The organism is Methanoregula sp. (genome assembly GCF_023227875.1).
Taxonomy (GTDB): Archaea; Halobacteriota; Methanomicrobia; order Methanomicrobiales; family Methanospirillaceae; genus Methanoregula.
This window is the reverse complement of record NZ_JALOCH010000017.1, coordinates 29862-51657: the sequence shown is the minus strand read 5'-3', so window position 1 is coordinate 51657 and position 21796 is coordinate 29862. Positions and strand designations below refer to the sequence as shown.

Below are 21796 nucleotides of genomic sequence, written 5' to 3'. Positions count from 1 at the left end.
GCGGTAGCTGCCCAAAAATATCAAAAGAACTCAGAACAATGGACATGATCTATCCCGATTTTTTCGCTCGATCTTCATTTCCACCTCATGTTCATGGGTTTGAAATGGGGTTTTTAGTTATCCTCTATATATTGTGCGGGATTCAAGGAGTTCCGTGGTGAACATGATGACATGTGCACGACCCGCAAAACTTACAAAAGCACCGGTAAAGGAGATTGAGGTTCTTGAGAAGAAACTTGGTGTGACCCTTGTCGCGTACGAGAAAGTCCTGCCCTACAAGAAGCTGACCCCCGCCGGCCTTACCAAACTGAAGGCAGCGGAGAAAGAGAGCGGTGCAATCCTCGTTGCCTACGAGGCATAAGAGAGTCAGCGGGCTTGCACCCGTTACCTGACCCGACGACCCTCTCCGGTACCCTGAGGTATGAAGGTCTGGCAGGGTCGTCCGTGAAGTTCCAACCGGATTTTTTCTGTTTTTTTGCACGGTACTGTACCTGAGGGACATGAACGCAGGGGCCGGAACCGTGCTCGTCACTGAATGTAAAAAAACGCCAGGAGATAAGGCGGTCTTTCCCCGGCGGATCCCCTCAGTGGGAAGGTGATATTTTATAGATGCGTGCATATGGTCATCGGTCCGGTTACCAGAAGACATGGATACCCTGCATCCGGGCATAGCGCCCGACATGGGGACGCCGCACCCGTCTCCGGGGCCGGCTGCATGGCATTTTACTCCTTACATACATAGCTCCTCCTATGCTGTTACGGTCCCGCCCGAACCGGCGGTACCGGTCCGGACGATCTCACCGTCTTTGTAGATCTGTACAACGAGCTCACCTGAACCTGTGGTCCCGGTGTTGCGGAATATCGCGGTGACGGACGAGTCCGATGTTTCACCCACTTTGTATACTTTTTCCCCGGCTCCCCGCACGGCCCAGATCGCCGGCATAGCCCCGTAGGATCCTTCCCATGTGCCGGATCCCTGGACAAGGACGTACGTGCCGTTGGACGGGATCGCTGCCGATGAGGCATCGGACGCGGTAAAGGAACTTCCGGAACCGGATGATGCGGCCGGCAGGGTACTGCCGGTTCCGGGACTGGTTGCTCCGCTCTCCGGTTCTACGGGAGATACGGTCGTGGGATCGTCCTCTCCGACCGTTGGGGAAGCGGGTATCATACCCTGACTCTCCCCCGTCATGGAGGCAAGGAGCGAGCTTCCCAGCAGGGCTGCAAGGATGACGGCCGTAATAAGGATGCCGGCAAGGATTGCAACCCGCTTTCCGGCCACGGTACCGGCACCCGGGATATGGCTCTCCGCGAACGGGAAGGCCGACGTACAATCCGGTACCCTGTCCGGTCCCTGCGGTACAGCCTGCTGCCCGGCGCCCGCGGCAGGAGCAACCTCTACCCCCCACTGCATGGCAAGCCGGGACTGTTCCTCTTCCGGTCGGGCCGGGTCCCACGGGGACCTGACCACCTCGTTGCCCGGATGGATCAGGCTCGCCCCGCACCGGTTGCAGAAACTCGCCCCCACCGGAACACGATTGCCGCACGCAAGGCAGAAGAATGACTGGCCCGGGGGGTACGATCCTGCCCGGCCCGGCGGGTTTGCGGAACGCGGGGAGGGTCCTGTTGCGGGTTCGCGATGCGGATCTTCTTTGACGATCACATCCACGGTTGTTCTCATCACGTCCCTGCGGGGACCATCGTTCACCGGGCCAGCTTCGGGCGGATCGTTACGCAGACCGATGAATGAGGGGACGATACGATCCATGTCCCGGTGGCCAGGGTCCCGGGAGCCCGGGGGGCTGTTCTTGTACCGTCCCGGCATACCAGAGACCGGTACTACCGGTTCCATGGGAGTCGGCAGGTGCCGGTACCGTACGATCCATTGCACCCACGTGTCGCGTTCCCCCTGCCGGAGAAAGCCCGGGCGCTCGGCAAAGGTCATGATCAGCCGGCGGGGGTCTTCCCGTGATGGCCCGGTGAGGATGATAAGGACCGGTTCGCCCTTCCCGTTACGGCTGCATTCGATCCCGGTCACCATTTCGAGCGGCAGATCCCGGCCTGCCCCCCGACCATTGCCGGCATCCGAGAGGACGATGCGTGACGACGTGAGGCAGGCCGTGAACCGGAATGCCTTGACAAACACGTCCGGGGATTTGATGATCCAGTCTTCCGGGTTCTGGGGGGTCACGGTATCACGACACACGAACGGGACAGGCTCCCGCCACTTGAGGGGAGGTTGATATTTTTTTCAAGGATGCTTTGTTACGGGGCGTTTGTTCGCATTCCCCTGCAGGTTTAGGGCCCGAACTCGGTTTGCGGATCTTCTGCACCCTGATTGCAATATCAATATTACTTTACTTTACACAAGTTAACTTGTTTGTTGAAGGATAGTATCGGTCTTTATTTATGAGTGCCGATTTTATTCCGGAGTGGAATTGTTACCGTACCTGCTTCACGGAGAGCGGGTATTGAATACGGGTGGCATCATGCCCTCTTATGATCGGCCTGTGGTGCAGATGGTGCTAAATCAGGAAATGCGATCGGGTTCACATCCATGAATCCGGTAATCCGGATCGTATCGTATTGGCACATGAAATGTAAGGATTATAAAGAAGTTACTCGTGACGGACTTACCTGATACGTGTATGTCCACTACGGATTGTGCGACAAAAAGGATCCCCGTGTGTTCCAGTACCCGGGAGGCGATCTCTGAGCTTCGCAAACCGGGCCAGACCTTCGATCGGGTGATCAAAGAGATGGTGGCACAAGAGAAGCGCCGCCATTTGTTTGAAGATGCGGGACGGCCATTTTGTGGAGTTCAAACCGTGACGTTCCCGGTCCTGATTGAAGACGAAGCTTTTGAATTCCCGGGAAATCTTCCGGAAAAAAGCCAGCGCATTGTGCACGACAGGATCGCCCGGCTAGCTGAGGATCCCTTCCCGGGGAAAGCCGGGGATAAAGAACGGTTTACCTGTGCCGGGAAAGATCCCGCGTATCGTCTGCACATCAGCCCCAGTTACACTGCATTTTACAGGATCATAAACGAGAGAATTTATGTTTTTAACCTGATGACCATTGAACAGGCCCATAAGAAATACGGCCTGCTGTAATTCCCGGACTTCCCCTCATAGAACCCGGCCAAGTCGAATTTTTCTTTAAACGTGCTCATCGTGCCTGATCTGGAGTCGTTCTTTTTATGGGAGTCCGGTCGAAATCGGTATCGTAACTCATAAGGATCAGGTGGTACTCTTCTGCCGCAACATACTGGTATGCATCGTCAAAGTCAAGGTGGTGCTGTATCATCACCTGCGCTATCTTGTGCATCTGTTCCGGGGCAAGGGAAATAACGCTCACGGCCCCTTCTATGCAGGTATCGGAAAGAAACGCGGTAAAAATGTCCGGCCTTTTTAACCGGCTGGTGATCACCCCGATCGAATGCAGGGAGAAATCGGTTATTCCCATCTGATCAGTACTGATCCTTGAGAGGAAGTCCCCGACCTCTTCAGACTTCTCCTGGCCAAGAAGACGTTCCAGCCAGACATTGGTATCCACGAGATACATGGGGTTATCCGTTAACGCCATTCAAGGGCTTTCTTCTGGAGTTCCTGCGAGGTATAGTTCTCCCGGAAATCGCGCAGGCCCCCCGCCCAGTCCTGGCACAGGATACGCCTTTTGTTCTGTTTTTTTTGCTGGAGGAGAAACAGCATAAAGTTTTGGACCTGTATCCTGAGATCGGGAGGCATTTTTTTCGCCATTTCTTCGATTTCGGACATGAAACAAACCACCATTAGGTTGTATTCGTACCTGTCCATAAAAGGATTTGCCGGCAGTGGGGGATAGAAAATGATATAGTGTCCGTCACGGGCAGCTGGCAGGAACCTCATCTCTCCGGATCGCGTGAATGGATACCCCGGATACATGCGGCGCTCCCTAATTTTGCATGAACGTGATCCCATCATCTACGATGCTATCCGGGGCCAGGTCCTGATTGTCCGGCACGCGGGATTGTACGGATCGCTCAGGATGATCCACTACATTGTCGGGTGCGCGGTAAACCTCATGGACCGGACGTACACATCCGGCGACTGCATCAGCCATCGGGGATCTGCATGGCTCGTCTCCTCATCCTGGACGTTCTGCACAGAAAAAAGGTTTGAGTTACCGGAGCAAGAACTCCCCGGTCTGGATGGCCTTGCCGCTGTTCTTGTCGAGGATCATGTACGAGACGTGGGCGTTGTAGGGGATGGTGAAGGCTGCTGCTGCGCCAGTGGGATTGTATGAGAACTGCGAGTCGCTGTTGGTATCAGCGGCCAGGGTGAACCGGTCGCTGGCGGTGATGTAACCGTCTGAACTTCCGCCGATTTCATTGAGATAATTACCGGTAAATCCGGTTGGTGTATCCGCGTTGGAGAGCGTGATGGCCTGGCCGTTGCATTCGAGCTGGACGAGGATCTCGTTAAGAGCGAGTACGTCACCGCTGGTCTGCTGGAACGTGACGGTGCCACCGCTCGTATCCACGGAAATGCTGAACTGTGCATTCGGGCTCTTCTTCTGGTCGGTTCCCATGCCCCCGGCAAAAGCGGAGACGATGGCGGCAATGATAATCGTCACGACAATCATCAGCATCACGCCAATGACCGGTGAGACTGCGGATTCAGTTCTTTGTACGGATTTCATCGTACGCTCACATCCTTCTCAAAGATCGCCTTCTGGCTGTTGATGTCCACCAGCTTGATGTTGAAGGTGTCTCCAATATTCACACCGGATGGATCCGTGGAGGGATCAACACCGAAGATTGCTGTAAAGCCCGCCGCATTGCCGGTGGTGACGACCTGGCCGATATTCCAGACGTATTTGCCGTAGTTGATGGCGGTCAGTTCATCACCGGTTGAATCAAGGGATCCAACCTTGGGATCCGCAAGGTACGGGACCTTCACGGATACGGTCTCATCGTCAGAATTGAGGATCGAGACCGAACTGCCCGATGTCCTTGTCTGCTTCGGGTTGCCGTTGGCATCCTTGTAACTCACGATAATTCTCATGTCCCGGGTGTTGATGGGATCGCCGGAGAGATGCGTCATCGTCAGGGTTGCGTTATGGGCATCCGGTTTCACAATACTGCACTGGATCGAGGCCACCGGTGTGGTGGTCTGACCTCCGCTCATATCCCCGGCAAAGGCGGAGACGATAGCGGCGATGATGATCGTGACCACGATCATCAGCATCACGCCAATGACCGGCGAGACTGCACATTCATTTTGCTTCATTTTTCATTCACCTCGTATTTTGAAATTATATCCGGTATTCACGTTCCTCTCTTGCGTTTTCAGGTAAGCGGTATTTCCAGGTTTCCATGGGCAAGGGTATTGCCGGACGGTCCGTCTTTCAGCCACCATTCGGTCTCGCCGGAATATGGATCGATACCGACACTCGCTCCCTTATTGCCCGTACTTCTATACGAACTGAGCGCCCACCGGTCAGGAGGTTGGTATCCATCATCGACAAGGAATACGAACTGATCTCCCGGCCGGACGATGGTGTCGTCCTCGCTGGTTGCATTCACCTTGAAAAAGTACTTCAATGTCCCGAAGTACGCTGCAGTGGAACGGGACTTCACATCCGGTGAAAAAAAGTCCCGGGGAAGGAACTGAACATACTTTTTTACATCGCTGGCATAGACCGTGGATGCAAGATCGTAATACCGCATCGTCAATACCAGATTGTCCAGATCAATGGGATCCCCGCCATTGTGGGTAAAAAGGAACCCGTTGAGGTTCGCATGTAGTGAGCTTGCCCTTCCGTAAGATCCAAAATCCTCGTTAGGATCATTCCACGAATCCAGGTCTACATCCCCCGCCGGGAATATGCACGAATCGGCCGTGCAGGTTGTCCCGAATAATTCCGGATAATCATCGAGAGACATACAGGTCGTTGAGGAATACTTGTTGCAATCGATTTTGGGGAAATATACCGTAACAGGTTCGCCATAACTGTAAAACGTCTGAGGAACTGGTGAAAACAGTATCTTGGATTCCAGTGTTGCGGACGGCCCGGTCTGCCTGGCCATATCCGTGTTTGCCGCAAACGCGGAAACTACCGCTGCGATGATGATGGTTACCACGATCATCAGCATCACCCCGATTACCGGGGATACTGCACGCTCATTCTGTTTCATAAGTCAATCGTCCCTCCCGCAATGGTCTGCTGGCTCGGCTTGTCGATGATCCGGAAGGTGCAGATCTCCGTTGGGGTCAGGTAGAATTCCGAAGGAGTTGTCCACCCCAATACACCATTCCCGTTGCCATCGTTGTCCGCGTAGAGCATGAACTGGTTGCCGGCATTCATCTGGCGATCGTTTTTATGGGATATCCCAGGTACACCTACCGTATTGGCGCTCACCTTCCAGATATGCAGGTACCCGTACGGAGTCGCATCATTTGTCGAAGGAGCGAACCGTATCGACTCCTCGCCACAGGCAAGGACAATCGCCACATCATTGAGGTCGAGGAAATCCCCGGACTCTTCCGTGAAGAGGATACCGGTACTGTTCTCGAGCGGATCGTCATCGGTCCATTCAGCATGCCAGGGCAGCACCTCTGCTGAAAAAACCGCAACGGGGGGCTTTTTATCGGGACCGGTCAGTCCCCCGGCAAACGCGGAGACGACAGCGGCAATGATGATGGTTACTACGATCATCAGCATTACCCCGATCACTGGGGAGACCGCACCTTCGTTACCAAAAAGGGCTCTCATTGGACGCGCACCTCCTGGGTGTAGATGACGGTGTTCGTCGGGATGTGGACGATATCTATTTCAACAGGGGTTCCGACCGCCAGGCCGGACCCACCAGTACCAAGAAGGGTATCCGGGCTGCCGTAATACATCTCCCCGGGATGGATGGCATCGGGGTTCCACCCGGGAATATTCTGGAAGAAATTATAGGTTCCGCTGCTTGTAACCCAAAGAACTTCATGCTTCACGACTGCCCCCGTCTCATCAGTCCGGTACGTGACAAATTTCAGGTCCTTCGGAGGAATAGGTTCGCCATTTATCATAATAATGTCAAACCGTGGGCTTCCGGAATTCACGTAATACGAAATTCCTCCCATCGTTACCGTTGTAGGGCCACTAAGCTCCATAACAGCGTTGGCATACAATCTCATATCGAACTGCGCGACCGGTACTTTCTTCTGGTCGCCGGAAAGCCCGCCCGCAAACGCGGAGACCACTGCTGCGATGATGATCGTCACCACGATCATCAGCATCACCCCGATCACCGGGGAGACACCGGCATCAGAGATCCGTCCCGTTTCCCTCATGATGACATCACATCCTTATGGAGGATGATCTCGTTGTTCGGGGTATACACGATATCCACGGTCATGGTGGCCAATCCTTTCAAATTCTCGTCGGTTCCGAGCACCGTTGCCGTTGAATCTGCATCCACGGTCGTCAGGCTATCCCCGTTCATCCATAATATATTCCCGAACTGGTTAGCGGGGTTACACGCTCCATTCACCACTTTACATGGATACCCGTCGTTGGTTACCGAGGATCCGGTACCGGCAAGGAATGCATCTGAACTAAAATGCTCTCCCCCGTTGAGAGCAATGCTTCCGTCGGTCACGTGGGTCATCCCGGTTCCCATTTTTCCTTGTGTTAAACTACACTTTTGTGAAATCGGATATGTGCCATAACACTCTAAACTCTTCCCCGTTAACATCGTGACCGTGGTGATAATCCGCAGGTCACGGGTCGTCAGGATATCCCCGCCCATATGCGTTAACACTAGTTTGGTATACGCTGATCCCGATGAATCCAGATCTTCCCTCAGCTGCACGTCGATCTGCACGGACGGCGTCTTCTTCTGGTCTCCGGCAAGCCCACCGGCAAACGCGGAGACGATCGCAGCGATGATGATCGTCACCACGATCATCAGCATCACCCCGATCACCGGGGAGACGGCATCCTCATGCCGATTTTGTTCTTGTTCCATAATCTCAACCCATCTCATAAAATACAAGTTAACTTGTTATAATACAAGCGTACTTGATCGTACCTTTTTTATATCCAAGTGAGTAATATTGGTTCCGATCCGATTCTCCGATATATAAAATGGATTTCCGGCAGGTTTCTGGAACGGTTTGTCTCATTAACGGGGGATGTGTGTCTGCGGAGTTTGCAGAACCGGACCTGCCCACGGGATCGAACGGGAACAATGGAGGTGCGGAGACAATCGCGCGTGAAAATTGTTCGTAGTTTCTGGCCGTGGATTTGGTATTAAAAAGGGAGAGATTTTTTTTCGTTTGGGGAAATGAACACGTGTGAGTGTACTTATGGCTCACCCAAACCGGTACAGGTACCCGTTGTTCCCGTTCGTATACACCTTGCTGTTTGCAATCGCGGCCGTTGCACCACCCTGCGGGTAGAACCACACTGTTGCACCGGTTGTCGCATTCAGGGCGTAGATTGAATCGTAGGAATAGATTGGATATGTGGAATTTTCATGTCCGACAAAGGCGTAGCCGTTGGCAACGGAGACCGAGTCGGTCCAGCCACCCATACCAGCATTAAGTTTGCGCCATGCGAGTGTACCATCGGTATAATACGCGTAGACACCGGTACTCCCCCCGGAGCCTGCAGTTCCACCACTAACATAGACAAGGCCATTTGCTATTGCGGGGGTGGCATCTGTGCCTGCAATTGTCTTACTCCATTTAAGGACACTAGTGTCCTTGGAATATGCATACAGTTTCCCATTCCCGCCATACAGGTATGAGGTAACATAGACATTATCTGTATCAAAGGAGGCGGAACCCCCCAGGATTACACCGGTGGCCGTATAATTGCTCCAGATTTGTACTCCGGTGGTGGCATTGACCTTATACAGGTAGCCCTGATTGTAATCGGCATTATAGCCGGTGACGTAAACAGAGTTGTCCGTTGCATCGTACGCCGGTGAAGCCTGCGAGTATTTAAATACCGGATTTGCATTTGTCCAGTTGAATGTCCACCGGAGCGCTCCGTTGGCCTTGTTCAGGCCATAGTACGTCCCGTTCTTCAGAGGAATAGAATAATCCCCGGAATCGCTTAGGAACACCATATCATCGCTGATGGCTGGCCCCCCGTTTGAAACGTAACTGAATCCCGTGAAGTTCCAGACCTCTTCGCCGGTCGTCACATTGATGGCATAGTGCTTGTCATCGGAAGAAACGTACACGTAGTCTCCATCGGTTGCGGGCGCTGCCCAGGAACCCCAGTGGATGGTGCGCGGGAGCGTGAAGTTCCACAGGATCTGCGAAGGATCCGATTCATCCAGGCATGTCAGGTTGATCGTTGTGAGACCAGCAGGTTCATCGAACCCCGCGTAGCCCGTCAGGATGAACACCTTTCCATTTGCTATGATCGGGTTCACCGTGCCGATGACCGGGAAGTACTTCGACCAGGCGGATGAATTGTCAGACGGGAGCCCGGTAGACGGCGAGTACCCGTCATGCTTTACGTTGTAATGGAACTGCGGCCAGTCATCTGGACCCGGGGCGTGCGTTGTTCGGAATGCGATTCCCACTGCGTCGGCAACCGTAGTCAGCTGGGCATCCGGGTTGACATAGGTGTACCCGCCGGGTTTTGTATCTTCAATTGTATTCGTAACATTGTTACGTTCGAAATATCCCATGAACTGCGCGCTCTTCTGGTAGTCTGCCGCAGCAACGGCCGGGGCCATCACCGCGAGCAGCATGCATGCGGCAACGAGTGCCGCAATTCTTTTCTTCATGTTCAAGGTTTCAACTCCTTTACGTTTTTTCTGCTCATGGCAGAATACTCACAAGATTATATATCCCGCCATAAACAAGCTAACTTGATCTAACACAATTTATTTTAAGTTATCTTTTGGATTGCGGTCGGTGATAAAACCCGGGCGGACGGCTGGCGCAGCCGGGTACCAGAAATTGTCGGGCAGAAAAACAGGCCGTATTATTTAAAACCACAATCGGGTGGAGCTGCCCCCAGATAATCCCCACTTTTCCCCGATCGGAATCCTAAAAAAACTCCCACCGCGGTGGCCGGCCACGGATATTTTGTGCCCATGATGGAGTGAAGGTGCGTTTTTCCGGCCACATCTGCACGTGAACAGGGTATCGTACCCGATGCCAGGATTCTCCGACGTAAATAACCGGCCGGGGCGGGAATGTGGACACGATTTGTCACCGAGAGTGTCCACGCATTTTCGGAGACGTGAGCGGAGCCCGATACGGGCCCCGTTTGGCCGGGGGAGGGATGAAGTAGTGCCGGGTGCTCATAAGGGGGGGTTCCGGGAGGAAAATAAGTCCCGGGATACCACATCCGGAGACATCCTGGCAACAGGTACGAACCGGTCAGTATCCCTTTTATAGTGCCGTTGCATTATGGCCGCACGATCGTTGTGCTGGCTGGATCTTACACTTTTCTTTAGTTCGGGCTCAAATGGAGTGAAGTACTGGGGATCGGCACACCCGGGGGAAAAAGGAATAGATAACGAGTGCACGTATCTTCGTGAGAGAAGAACGCATATGCCCCTGGCAGCAACCGGATCGGATTCGATTCTCCCGATAACAACACTTACTCCCGCTCTTATCCGGGAGATAGTGAAATGGATCGTCGCTGTTGTCCATCCAGACCAGATTATTCTCTTTGGATCCTATGCCTGCGGAACCCCCCACAAAGAATGGGAAGACCGGCATGCCATTACCCAGACAATTCAATAACTATCTGTTCGAATCGGATCTTCTGATGCTCTGCAATATCCTTAAGGATCCCATGCAATGTACCCACGCGAAGTGGTTTATGACAGGGAATCGTAAGGTTATGCGTTTTGCCGTCAATCACTGCTGATAGACGCTGATGGCTGCCTGTCTGATGATCGATACGATACCCGGGGATGATAGCAGATGGGCAAGTCTGTCGCCATCAACATCCCTTGGCAGTTTCATACTGCCATCAGTTCCTCTCGTACCTGATGAAGCCGGATCAGACGGGGGCGGTTTTTCTGGGGAAAATGGCAGGACACCGCATCATGCACCATCTCTTTCAATTCTTCGAAAGTATCTGCTTCTGTAAAAATGGAATAATTCAGGGCACGGGCGAGATAGCCACCTTCCGGGGACTCTTCCACAACAAAAATAATCTCATCGGTTGTATAATTTTCCATAAGAATTCCTTTCATATATGTATTTCAGGGTCAGGTTCATCAACTTTTCAGTACAGTCACAACAATAAGAGGAGATGAGCTGGAAAGTTATTCACGGATTGCTGGATTGCTCTTGCCCGGCCGGGACGCCTTCGGCACTCTTTTTTTGGTTTGACACGGACGATCGTCTCCCGCAGGTGTTTTTTTGTCATGGCATCGCAGCCTGCCCGGTATAATCGTACAACCGGTGTTTGAAATTATCAAAATCCCGGAGCGTCTCGACCGCTTTCTCGTATAAAAATACCGGATCGCGGACAAAGAGCGGTGTTCCTTTAAGCACCTCAACTCTCACGTACAAGGGAAGGGACTGGAAGACCTGGACATCATAGCGTGTCCCGGGAAGAGCTGACAGGATCGCGTGACGGAACTGTGCAGCATCGGCAGGATCTCCATCATAATACAGGCAGAGATCGATATCCGATTCCCCGGTCATACGGTTCTCTCCTGCCGAACCAAAGAGAATGATAAACTGCACGTGCCCGTACCCGTTGAGCTGCTCAATCGTTTTCAGCGCTGCATCCGTATACACGGACGTCCTGTTGTTTCACAGACGATCCCTGGTGAATGGGCACGAAATAGTCTCCTCATGACCATGTTCCCTGCATTCCTTTTATTCTTTCCCAGGACCTACGGTCCAGTCTGCAACACCCCGGGGAAAAACGTGCGCTGGAGTGGTGACAGATACCAGAAAATCACCAAGCATTCAATCCTTTTTCATAATGCATTGCCTGATCTCCTCGCACATGTAATATCCGGATCAGGCACCGATATACTAAAAAACGTGCCCGTCATTTACCGGACATATACCGCTATCGTCACGGTCTTTACGGTCACGGTCACCGGGTATAACAGATTCGAATTCACGATCAGGGTCCGGGTATGGTCATCCACGGGTAAGGGATGGGACAGGTGCACGGAATACCGGGAGGCCAGAACGTTCATCTGGTGATTGGAATATTCCGCCAGTCCCGGATGGAGCGGCGAATCTGCTATCGTGACCGCCAGCGATCTCGTGTCCTGGTATGAGGTTATATTGACGCTGGCATTGATCCGCAGCACGCAGGCCCCGTTGCCGCTCGTTTCGTACCGGTCCTCGCCCGGTGCAGATCCGCGTTCAATCGTCACGGCAGTGACCGTCAGGTTCCTGAGGTAGTCCGGGTTGCTCTCGTATGCGGTGCCGGATAGTTCCAGCAACCGCCCGGCATACCCGGGGATCCGGCTTGCGGTCACCTCATCCATCGTATTATAGGACAGCGGAGTCTCCTTCTTTCCCTTGGTCACGTTGATGTACCCGTACTGCCAGGAATACCCCTGCTTCTCCCAGTACGAGAAGGATGGCTCGAACGATACGGTACTGCTGTTGAAGAAAACCGGTTCGGAACCATCCACCGTAATCCGGAACAGTTCACCGGTATCTTCAACCGACACCGTCCCGCTCGACTTCTCCGGGTTGAGAAGGATATCCCCCCCGCCCAGCCGGATCGTCTCCCCGTAGGACGTGGTCTCCTTTTCAGAGAGCACCCGGTCCATATCGTTATCGAACCGCATGAACGCTTCCTTGACACTCGTAATCTGTTCGATCTCTGCCTGCTGCTTGAGTGCCGGCAGGTACGTTGTCGCGTACAGCGACAGGAACGTGACAATCACTGCCAGCAGCAGCATCAGTGCGACAACCGCCGCAACCCCGTCTTCATTCTTCATGGTTTTTTTCCTCCGTCAGGTTTCCTTTCATCAGAGAATATACACGTACACAATAATCGCTCCCGCGAGGAACACGATCGTATGTTTCAGCCCGCTCAGCAGGTTGTTCGACGTCAGCTGGCCGACCATGAGCCCGGAGAATCCCCCGATGATGATCGCAACCCGGAACATGTCACGGACATTTCCCGCAATATCGAACTTCACGTTCATCTTCGCAAAACTCGCAACAAACGCATCGTTCAGCTGGAACGAGCAGTACAGGTAGATCCCAAACGAGAGATAAATCACCGCAAGATAGACAAACGAGACATTGAACCGCTTGTTCTTCATCTTGAGATAGTGATCAAGGTCGCTGATTGCGATCGTTAAGATCTCCCGCAACTGGTCGGTGATCTCGCTGGCCTTGACGATCAGGGAGATTGCGCGTTTCACCGCAATGAGCCCGATCCGCTCCTCCATGCGGATCAGGGCGCTCGATGTGCTGGCCCCCCATTTCAGCTCCTCCGAGACGATCTTCAGTTCCGAGGCGAGCACGCCCAGTTTGCTTGTCGAGACGATGGCAATTGCACCCTGAAGGGTGATGCCGACATCCTTCATATCGGCAATATCCCGCAGGAACTCCGGCATCTGCGCCTCGACTTTGTTGACATAAAACCGGCGGGACTCGTATGCCACCATCAGCGGAACGATGAGGGCAATCGCGGTTATGCAGATGAAGATTTCGAGCGTGTAAACCGGAAATATCCGTGCGAACATGCCGGTGAAATACGTGACAATGACAAGGACAGCAAGGATCATCCCCATGAGCAGCCCGATCGAATAATCCGCGATGAAGTACCGGAACGGGTGCCGTAAGATATCTGCATACTTGATCTGCTGTTTGCGGGCCTCGATCTGTTTGATGAATGCAGGATCATACTCCTCTTTTGGCTTCTTCTCCAGGATCTCGTCATTGAACTCGGTATCCTTGGTCTCGCCGTGGGTAATCACCATATTGTCGGGCGGGAGGAGCACGTAGAGGATGAAGATGAAGATCATCGCTCCCAGCGGGAGACCCAGGTACATCAGGGGCATGATTCCTGCCATCTGGCCGGAATGCCCGGAGAGGTTCTGCGCAACCAGCATGATGCTGATGGCGATCGGGCCGGCAACAAAGACCGTGACATAGATCTCAGCCAGCATCTCCATGATCTGGAGCGTGGCCTCGAGTTCCTGTTTTGCAATCTCCCGGTAACTGTCCGACCGCGAGTCAAAGAAATCCTTCATGTTCCCGCCGGTCCGGTACACGAGAGCAAGGTCGTTTAAGAGATCGGCAAAATTCTCCGAGGGTGTAATTTCCTGGAGCCGACGCATCGCCGTCAGCAGGTCTTCCCCGAAGAGTTCCACGTCACGGACGATCATCCCGCATTCGTGCGACACCTCACCGTAGAGCTGTTCGGCCTCGTACACGTTCCTGAACAGGGCATAGAGGGTGACCGTGGTCGAGAGTGCCTCCATATACGTGATGGCATACGGAAGGTCGGTCTCGATCCGCGTCTTCCTGCCCCGGGCAACCAGCGCCGGGTAATACAGGGTACCGAAGAAGACCGCCGGGACGAGGATGCAGAAGAGGAGGACCTGGGTCGCGATGGCAGGCAGGAACGGGATGAGGTTGAACTCGATCCCAAATATCATGAGCAGGAACTGCACGAGCAGGTATCCCAGCGCGGCAAGCAGCGTAAGGATGACCCCGTACTGGAAATAGACGGGTGCCGCAATGGGCATGTGGGCGCCCTTTAAGGATTTATCCAGGCGCTGGAGGCTGGCAACCGTCCCTATTCTTTCGAGTATCGGCATTGTTCGGAGTTCTTCCTGAGCTCGTTGATGAAATGGGAGATCTCATCGATGCAGGTGATCTTCTTCTCCACCATCCGGTCAAGAAGTTTCTTCCGTACCTGGACCTGGGCGTTCAGTTCCCCGGGCGACCACCCGTGGCTGTACGCAATGGCATCGAGGGTCTTTGAGGTGGTGAAGACCTGGTCGAACCGGTCGGTCCGGGCATTCCATTCAAACAGCGGGGACCACCGGATATCGCCCTCGCTGACATTCATCTCGTTTAACGAGAGGCAGCGCCGGAATCCCACCCCGTCATTGTACTGCAGCCCCTGGATGAGCATGAGGTTGAGGGCCTCGAACATCACGCTGGGGACGTTGATGGGATCGTGGGTGAGCCGGTTGATCGCTTCCTTGACCCCCCCCGCGTGGAGCGTGGAGTACGTGGTATGGCCGGTATTCATGGCCTGGAAGAGCGTCTGGGCCTCGGCACCCCTCACTTCGCCAACGATGATGAACTCCGGACGCTGCCGCAGGGCTGTTTTGAGCAGGAGGAACATGTCGACATCACCGGCATCAAGGTTCTTCCCGCCCTCCCGCGTCCTCATCGGCAGCCAGTTCCGGTGGGGCAGCTGGATCTCGCGGGTATCCTCGATGGAAACGATCTTGGTTGTCTGCGGGATAAAAAACGAGATGGCGTTCATGGTGGAGGTCTTCCCGCTCGCGGTGCCTCCGACAACGATCATACTCTTGTTGTTCTCCACGCAGAGCCAGATGTGCGCCATGAGTTCGGAATTGTAGGTCCCGTTGACGATCAGGTCGACCGGTGTCATCGGGTCGGCCTTGAACTTCCGGATGGTGAACGAGCTGCCTTTTGAGGAGATGATGTCCGTATAGGTGATCTGGGCTCTCGCGCCTCCGGGGAGAGCTGCATCCACGAGCGGCGATGTCAGCGACATCTGCTTGTCGGCCTTCTGGGCGATCTTGAGTACGTACTTGTTGAGTTCCTCGTTGCCAAAGACGATGTTCGTCTCAAGGTTGGCAAACTTCCGGTGGTAGATGAAGATGGGGATGCCGGCCCCGTTGCAGGTAATATCTTCGATTTGTTCGTCGTGCATGAAGGGATCGAGCTTGCCGTACCCGGTGAAGTTCCGGTTCAGGTAATAGACAAGGATATTAGTCCGGTCATCAGGGATCTTCGGGTCGAACGAGCGGATGATCGATCTTACTTCCTCTTCGTCAAGCTCGCTCTCCCGTTTGACCGGCGAATCGTAGATCAGGAGCGTCCGCAGCTGCTCGTAGGTCTCTTCAAGGATGATCAGTTCTTTTTCCGTAACCTTCGGTTCGATGATCTCGTACCGGGTGTTCATCTCCCAGTCCTTGGTGATATTCACGTAGGAGAAGGGCGGGACGAGCCAGTACCGGTCCCGGACCCAGTTCTCGTCAACTCCGGTGAACGGTGGCAGTGGTGGCAGTTCTTCATACTGCTGGTGTTCGCCGATGATCCGGTCCACGATCTCATCATCAGTGTGGCAGTCCTGCAATCCCGGGAGGGGGTGGGTTTTTTTCGGGACGGGCAGCATCTCCATGAGGCTGGAAAATGCGTTTTTGGGCTCTTTGGCCGGCCGTTTGCCGGCAAGTTGATCCGGTATTTTTCCTGAGGGCAAAGAAAACCATTGCCGTACTTTCCGGATTACCGGTCCCGTCTCGCTTTGGGGTTTTACCTCAGGACTCCCCGCGCCGGTTTCCTTATCCGGAGTGCCTTTCAGGTGTTCGAACCTTCTTATTATCCTCGAGATCGTATTGTTCATACCTTCACCCCCCTGTTACCGGTTTCTTCCCGTGCATCTGGACTGCAACATCGGCTTCACAGTTCCTGACAAAGACCGCGATGTAAAACGTGCCGGTCTCGTAATAATACTGGTATTTGACATCATCCTGCCCGGTGGCGTACCCGTACGAGAACGTATCGAAAAGGACGGCGGTGTTCGTCTCCTCGTTGATCTTGTACACGGCAAACCGCATATCGCTGAAGGTGGAGAGTCCCGGCAGTTCCTCGTCCGGGGGATTGATAGGTATCGCAGCGTACCGGATCCGCCATGCGGATGCCGGGGCGATATAGATCTCGTTCTGCCGCGTGTAGAGATATGACTGTTCGATCACGCTGTAGTTGACGACATCCAGGTACCATACCTGATCATAGTACCAGGTTGATTCGTCATACCAGACATCATTCCAGTACTGTTGCTCAAGCTGCTGGTTTTCCGGCAGGATCTCATCTGTGTTCCCGGAGGGGACGGGAATATTCAGTTCGCTTGAGACCGATTTTTCAAAGCTCGGCATCCCGGACTGGTTTGTCCGGTTGAGGGGCGAAGGGCTTCGGAGCGCGGCGTTCAGGGTGGCATCGATCCGGTTATCCTGGTATATTTTTATGCCCTCTCCGGTATCAATCGTGAGCGGAACCACCAGGGGATCCGTTTTTGCCAGCGGCCCGGGGATCGTAGCCGGGAGCACGGAGGAATCGGTGGTATCGATATAACAGTAATACTTCCGGTAGATCCATGTGGCATTCCCGATTTCGAGATAGGCCGGGAGCCGGTCGGAACGCAGGACAAATCCCTCACGGTACGATACGACACCGGACCGGACATCCCAGTCCGCAGCACCGGCATCCTGGGTCCGGTTATCGGTATAGAAGATAGTGGTATTCCCCCGCAGGATACCGTCAGTCGTCCGGAAGACGCTCCCGTTTGGCAGGTAACACAGGCCCGTACCCGGCCAGCAGGTGGTAGTGCCCATATCCGTGGCGTTCTCTAAGAAATATTTTTTCCCGGAGACACTCTCATCGCACCGGACGGCAATACCCTCGTATTCATAGATGAAATATCCCCGGTCGTACTGGCGCGGGTAATCGAGGAATGCCACCGGGTATCCCATGGATTCCAGGAGTGATGTCCCGAGGATTGTCACATCGTCACGGGATCCGCCCCCGTCGTACAGGATCTGGAACGGGTACTTGTAGGTAGTTGCCGGCTTCAGGTTACGGAAAGATCCGGATCCATCGTACTGGCTTAAGAACGAGACGAGATTACCCACCGTGTCATAGTCTCCCCACCCGTGTTTTTCAGATTCCGACAGGATATAGGTGGCAATCCCGCGGATGAGACCTTCGTCACCCGTTGTGACCGTGTAGGGCAGGAGCCGGATATCCTGCGCCGATCCATTTGCCCTACCGTTCAGGACTGCCTTTGGCCTGAACGAGTAATACGTTTTGTTCGAGACCACCTGGGTATACTGGAACGATTCGTTGTTATAGGTCCACGACAGCGTCAGGGTTTTGTGGTCGTCCGTGTTGTTGGCGGTGACATTCTGCTGCCGGGTACTGGTGCGGACGGGAGTGTTCCCCGCCGCATCCCCCGCATCTCCCCCGGTCACATTGCCGGCGGACAATGCATCCGGGCTTTTCGGGACCGTCCCGAGGAACCCGAACGTCTTCAGGCCGATCAGGACCCCGGTAACGATCATGCACACAACAAGGATGATGATCACCCGGTTGAGAAATCTCTGGTCGATTCTAACGTTCATGGCCGGACCTCCGTGCGGAGACGAGGATCGCTGAAATTATGAGCAGGGCAGAGGCTGCGTCGACTCCGTTCATCCCGGGACTCTTCGTGGTCGGAGGTATCGTTGCCGTCCGGGAGATGGTGGGGGACCGCGTCGCAGTCTTTACCGGTGTTACAGCACTGGTGGGACGAATTGTTCCCTGAGCTGCTGAAAAATCAGTTCCGATCTCCGACTTTACCGTGATCCCGTTCTTCTTCCGGTATCCCTGTTCGTGCAGCACGAACGTGATCTCGGTCGTATACTTAATGTCCTCGCAGCTGATGACCGCCACGTATTCTCCCGGCATCATCTGGGCGGTCGTTTGCGCCGGGATAGAGAATGATACCTGCCTACGGGTTGCCCCCATTGCAAGCGAGGAGAGAGATCCCTCGGTACTGTAGACCTTATACGTACTCTGGGTTTTCCCGGCGGCGTACATATCAGAGGTGTACAGGGAAAGCGTGATCTTATCGGCCGGATGGTTGATCTGGTTGTAGGGGTAATCATACGATTCTTCAAGGTTCGTCGATCCTTCCATCAGGATCTCGTCACCGACTTCGTAATTTAGTACCGGATCCAGTATCACCAACGGTTTCTGGATGAAAAAATGGTCGGAGAGCAGGGAATCGTCGATATCGGGATCCCTGAGCAGCCCCAGCATGGCGGAGAGTGCGTCGCTCGTATCCATGGTCGAGATATCCAGCTGTTTGTTACCGGATGTCGAGTAGAGTTTGCGGAACGTGCCGGTATAACCCGCGCCCTGTTCCGGGTAGATGTCGAAGACATTGTTGAACATCGGGTGCTGGTACACGAGGTAGTAGTCACCCTCCATGAGGCCGTAGGAAAAATTCCTGGCAAAATTGATGCCGGAATAACCCGGGAAATCGTGGCCTCCCTTGATAAGGGTCTCCATCTCCTCTTCGGATACTCCCGACCCGTCAACTTTCAGCAGCGGGAACGTCGTGTAGCCGGTGTACCGGTAGTTCGTGCCAAGGATATACCACCGGATCGTCCCGTACTTGCCATCCGTCCCCTCCTTGAACGGGCTGCCCCGGGCGGTCCAGAGAGAGACAACATAGTCCCCCTTGGCAAAGAATCCCGGGGCCTCTTCCGGGAACTTTGCATTGATGGACGGGTTGGTGAGGTCGATGTCGATATAATCGTTGGCATTTCCCGCAGCCAGGGTCCGCTTCAGGTAACCGGTAGTATTTCTCCCGGCAAACAACCGGTAGGTTGCCGGCTCGAGGCTGGTGCCCATGGTGTCCCACTTGTAGTAATTCTCAATATCGGAGGAGACCGGCAGGGAATCGAACGTGCCGGCATCCCCGTCGATTACACACACCCATGGTTCGCTGGGTTTTGCCCCGTTTGCGCAGAGGTTGGGGCCGGTGATATAGAAATATGCCGTGTCCACGTCTTTACCGACCTTGACATTGATGGTGATGGTATCCCCGATGCTGAAGAACTCGTCTGCATCCAGATCCGGTTTGACCGGGACGACCGATGTGGTAGTGAGTCCCCCGGGCGGTTCCCCGACCGCCAGCTGGGCAGTGACTGACTGGGACGGGGTACGGGTCGCATATACCCGGGGAAAGTAATAACGGTATGTTCCTGAAGTGTCCCCGGCGATTACGGGGACATACATGGGGACCTGCACGACGCCGGTTGCATCAGGGTGGACGGTGACATTGTACTGGCTCGTATAGATATCGTATGTGCCGCTGGGAAACTGGGGTCTTCCGTCATCGGAATCCGGGACAACGATGGTATAGTAGGTATACGGTTTCCCGTAGATCCTGAGGGTGACGGTATTTCCCATGGTCGTGTTCGGCGGGCTGAAATTCGCTGCCAGCCCTTGGGTCCGCACCGTGAACGCCAGTGACGTCGACAGGTCGAGCTTGTTGGTGTCGGCCTGCTGGGTCCGGAACCTCATGGTGAACGTCCCCGCCGTATTCGTGATGCCCTGGTCTTTTATATTGAAAGCGAGCGTGTTGTTGTCCGCGGTCGGGTCCTCCATCAGGTTTTTGAGCGATACCGTTGCCCCGTTCATGTTGATCACCTGGTGCGTCTCCGACTGATCCTGGGGCGTGAGTATATACTCGTACCAGCCGCTGGAAAAGTTCCCGGTATTCAGGTTGGTGCTCTCCAGCTGGAACTGGACGTCCATATCATAGGGGATCGTTGTCAGCGGCGGGTCGCCCGCAGGAGGCGTGACATCGGTGTTGACCGGCCGGATTTTAAGGCTGCCAACCGAAGCCTGTTTGATCTCTACCCAGGATGTGCCCCACGTGGAATCGCTATAGTGGGGCAGGAATAGCCGAGCCAGGCTCCGCGAATCCTCTATCGTAACAGGGTTGCGGAGGCGGGCGGTATTGGGGTCAATGCTCTGCGAGTCGACAGGGGACGACCCGTCAAGCCAGGCAATATAATCCGGGTTGAGGAGGGAAGTGGCGTTTTTGAACAGGGTGAAGTTCAGGGACTCTTCGGTAAGAAAGATACGATCGCCGGGATTGATGCCGGCATTCGCTCCTTCCGGCGCGGCATACCGGGCGGAGACCGGCATTCCGGCAAGACAGAATACAATCACGAATACAAGGAAGATCCTGACCGGGATCCGCGAGTGTCCGTGGTGTTGTATTTCCTGCATATCCCTCCCCCTTATGCCAAATCTGCAGTTCCGAAGATACTTCCAGTTATTTTAAACTCAAAGAACTAAAGCCTATTTGTTTTAACTCAAGTTAATATGATTAATTTAAATAGTTTCAATTCAACCTGATTTAACAGGGTACTGAATCCATTTCCCCCGGACACATCCGGCATCATCACCCTGATGCTTCATGCATATGGATTCCGTGACAACACGGGGCAGGATAATACCCGGTTATGTGAACACCAGAACCATAAATCACGAGGAAAAGATATGGCAAAAATCTATGGAATCAAACCCCAGTCAACAACCCAGAAACTCATTGAACAGTTTGAGGAAGAAGTAATGATCCGGCACGACAACCAGCAGCTTGTCGGAACCGTCTATGTAGACATGCAGGAAAGCCGGTGGGCCGTTGCATTTGCCTACAATTATTCCCACAAGCCGGGGATCCACGGCCATGAGAACCCGCTCGAGGTCCGCTACTCCTGCCCGGTGCAGGAGAACGGCAGCGTGCAGATGTTCCGCTCGGACGATGCATCCGAGAAAACGCTGGATGCCGGATCCATAAAAGACGGCGATGACTTCATCCGTTTCGCCATTACCCAGGAGCGAACGTTCATCGCGAAGGCAGCGTAACGGGACCCGCTACTTTGGCTGACGGGTGTTCGCGGGGAATCTGCAAAGGGTGTGCCCGGTTGTGTCACACTCCTGGCAGGCCGGAGGTTCACCCCCGGGCTGCGTCCACGTTCCCGGACGATACGTTGTGTCTTCCTTTCCCCGGGTTGCAACCCGAAAAACTT

The 21796-nt window shown here is 54.2% G+C and carries 21 protein-coding genes and 1 pseudogene; 4 read left to right on the top strand and 18 right to left on the bottom strand.

What is annotated here, in order from left to right:
* The first annotated feature begins 163 nt into the window (after window positions 1-163).
* A complete protein-coding gene (locus tag M0R30_RS13735) occupies window positions 164-361 on the top strand; it encodes a hypothetical protein (RefSeq protein WP_292547882.1) in 198 nt (65 codons plus the stop codon).
* Window positions 362-748: 387 nt separating this feature from the next.
* On the opposite strand, the gene M0R30_RS13730 is transcribed toward M0R30_RS13735, so the two are convergent.
* Window positions 749-2206 carry a zinc ribbon domain-containing protein gene (locus M0R30_RS13730; RefSeq protein ID WP_292547880.1) on the bottom strand — a complete coding sequence of 486 codons (1458 nt, stop codon included), beginning with the start codon at window positions 2204-2206 and terminating at the stop codon, window positions 749-751.
* 541 nt (window positions 2207-2747) lie between these two features.
* Between M0R30_RS13730 and M0R30_RS13725 the strand changes: the two genes are divergently transcribed.
* Window positions 2748-3113, top strand: a complete 366-nt coding sequence (locus M0R30_RS13725; RefSeq protein WP_292547878.1) for a hypothetical protein — start codon at window positions 2748-2750, stop codon at window positions 3111-3113.
* Between the two features lie 55 nt (window positions 3114-3168).
* Here the strand turns inward: M0R30_RS13725 and M0R30_RS13720 are convergent, their stop codons facing one another.
* The 9 genes and pseudogenes from M0R30_RS13720 to M0R30_RS13680 form a co-directional block, all read right to left on the bottom strand.
* Window positions 3169-3564, bottom strand: coding sequence for a PIN domain-containing protein (locus tag M0R30_RS13720; RefSeq protein ID WP_292547876.1), 396 nt, complete (start codon window positions 3562-3564; stop codon window positions 3169-3171).
* An 11-nt stretch (window positions 3565-3575) separates the two neighbouring features.
* Window positions 3576-3815, bottom strand: coding sequence for a DUF2281 domain-containing protein (locus M0R30_RS13715; RefSeq protein ID WP_292547874.1), 240 nt, complete (start codon window positions 3813-3815; stop codon window positions 3576-3578).
* Between the two features lie 346 nt (window positions 3816-4161).
* Entirely contained in the window at window positions 4162-4680 is a 519-nt protein-coding gene (locus M0R30_RS13710; RefSeq protein WP_292547872.1) for a type IV pilin N-terminal domain-containing protein, read from the bottom strand.
* On the bottom strand, window positions 4677-5270 hold the full coding sequence (locus M0R30_RS13705; RefSeq protein ID WP_292547870.1) for a type IV pilin: 594 nt from the start codon (window positions 5268-5270) through the stop codon (window positions 4677-4679). Before M0R30_RS13705 ends, M0R30_RS13710 begins: the two co-directional genes overlap by 4 nt.
* Before the next feature lie 812 nt (window positions 5271-6082).
* Window positions 6083-6178, bottom strand: a pseudogene (locus tag M0R30_RS13700) (type IV pilin N-terminal domain-containing protein); the annotation flags it as partial.
* A complete protein-coding gene (locus M0R30_RS13695; protein WP_292547868.1) occupies window positions 6175-6756 on the bottom strand; it encodes a type IV pilin N-terminal domain-containing protein in 582 nt (193 codons plus the stop codon). The gene M0R30_RS13695 and the pseudogene M0R30_RS13700, both read right to left, overlap by 4 nt.
* The gene (locus M0R30_RS13690) at window positions 6753-7322 is read right to left on the bottom strand and encodes a type IV pilin N-terminal domain-containing protein (protein WP_292547866.1); all 570 of its coding nucleotides are present in this window, start codon (window positions 7320-7322) and stop codon (window positions 6753-6755) included. The genes M0R30_RS13695 and M0R30_RS13690 overlap by 4 nt, the downstream gene beginning before the upstream one ends.
* On the bottom strand, window positions 7319-7999 hold the full coding sequence (locus tag M0R30_RS13685) for a type IV pilin N-terminal domain-containing protein (RefSeq protein WP_292547864.1): 681 nt from the start codon (window positions 7997-7999) through the stop codon (window positions 7319-7321). The genes M0R30_RS13690 and M0R30_RS13685 overlap by 4 nt, the downstream gene beginning before the upstream one ends.
* A 345-nt stretch (window positions 8000-8344) precedes the next feature.
* Window positions 8345-9778, bottom strand: coding sequence for a PQQ-binding-like beta-propeller repeat protein (locus M0R30_RS13680; RefSeq protein WP_292547862.1), 1434 nt, complete (start codon window positions 9776-9778; stop codon window positions 8345-8347).
* A gap of 775 nt (window positions 9779-10553) precedes the next feature.
* Between M0R30_RS13680 and M0R30_RS13675 the strand changes: the two genes are divergently transcribed.
* Window positions 10554-10748 carry a hypothetical protein gene (locus M0R30_RS13675; protein WP_292547860.1) on the top strand — a complete coding sequence of 65 codons (195 nt, stop codon included), beginning with the start codon at window positions 10554-10556 and terminating at the stop codon, window positions 10746-10748.
* On the opposite strand, the gene M0R30_RS14805 is transcribed toward M0R30_RS13675, so the two are convergent.
* The 8 genes from M0R30_RS14805 to M0R30_RS13640 all read right to left on the bottom strand — a co-directional run bounded on the left by M0R30_RS14805 (window position 10729) and on the right by M0R30_RS13640 (window position 20993).
* The gene (locus M0R30_RS14805; RefSeq protein ID WP_366513139.1) at window positions 10729-10869 is read right to left on the bottom strand and encodes a hypothetical protein; all 141 of its coding nucleotides are present in this window, start codon (window positions 10867-10869) and stop codon (window positions 10729-10731) included. The genes M0R30_RS13675 and M0R30_RS14805 overlap by 20 nt on opposite strands.
* 100 nt (window positions 10870-10969) lie before the next feature.
* Entirely contained in the window at window positions 10970-11191 is a 222-nt protein-coding gene (locus M0R30_RS13670) for a hypothetical protein (protein ID WP_292547858.1), read from the bottom strand.
* Window positions 11192-11378: 187 nt separating this feature from the next.
* A complete protein-coding gene (locus tag M0R30_RS13665; protein WP_292547856.1) occupies window positions 11379-11759 on the bottom strand; it encodes a nucleotidyltransferase domain-containing protein in 381 nt (126 codons plus the stop codon).
* 263 nt (window positions 11760-12022) lie between these two features.
* Window positions 12023-12931: a hypothetical protein gene (locus tag M0R30_RS13660; RefSeq protein WP_292547854.1), complete on the bottom strand. Its 909-nt coding sequence runs from the start codon at window positions 12929-12931 to the stop codon at window positions 12023-12025.
* 30 nt (window positions 12932-12961) lie between these two features.
* Complete coding sequence (locus M0R30_RS13655; RefSeq protein WP_292547852.1) at window positions 12962-14767, bottom strand: type II secretion system F family protein; 1806 nt, start codon at window positions 14765-14767, stop codon at window positions 12962-12964.
* On the bottom strand, window positions 14746-16554 hold the full coding sequence (locus tag M0R30_RS13650) for a type II/IV secretion system ATPase subunit (protein ID WP_292547850.1): 1809 nt from the start codon (window positions 16552-16554) through the stop codon (window positions 14746-14748). Before M0R30_RS13650 ends, M0R30_RS13655 begins: the two co-directional genes overlap by 22 nt.
* Window positions 16555-16558: 4 nt before the next feature.
* Complete coding sequence (locus tag M0R30_RS13645; RefSeq protein WP_292547848.1) at window positions 16559-18328, bottom strand: hypothetical protein; 1770 nt, start codon at window positions 18326-18328, stop codon at window positions 16559-16561.
* Window positions 18318-20993: a hypothetical protein gene (locus M0R30_RS13640; protein WP_292547846.1), complete on the bottom strand. Its 2676-nt coding sequence runs from the start codon at window positions 20991-20993 to the stop codon at window positions 18318-18320. Before M0R30_RS13640 ends, M0R30_RS13645 begins: the two co-directional genes overlap by 11 nt.
* Before the next feature lie 273 nt (window positions 20994-21266).
* Here M0R30_RS13640 and M0R30_RS13635 point away from each other — a divergent pair, with 273 nt between their 5' ends.
* Window positions 21267-21632, top strand: a complete 366-nt coding sequence (locus M0R30_RS13635; RefSeq protein WP_292547844.1) for a hypothetical protein — start codon at window positions 21267-21269, stop codon at window positions 21630-21632.
* The last annotated feature ends 164 nt before the right edge of the window (window positions 21633-21796 follow it).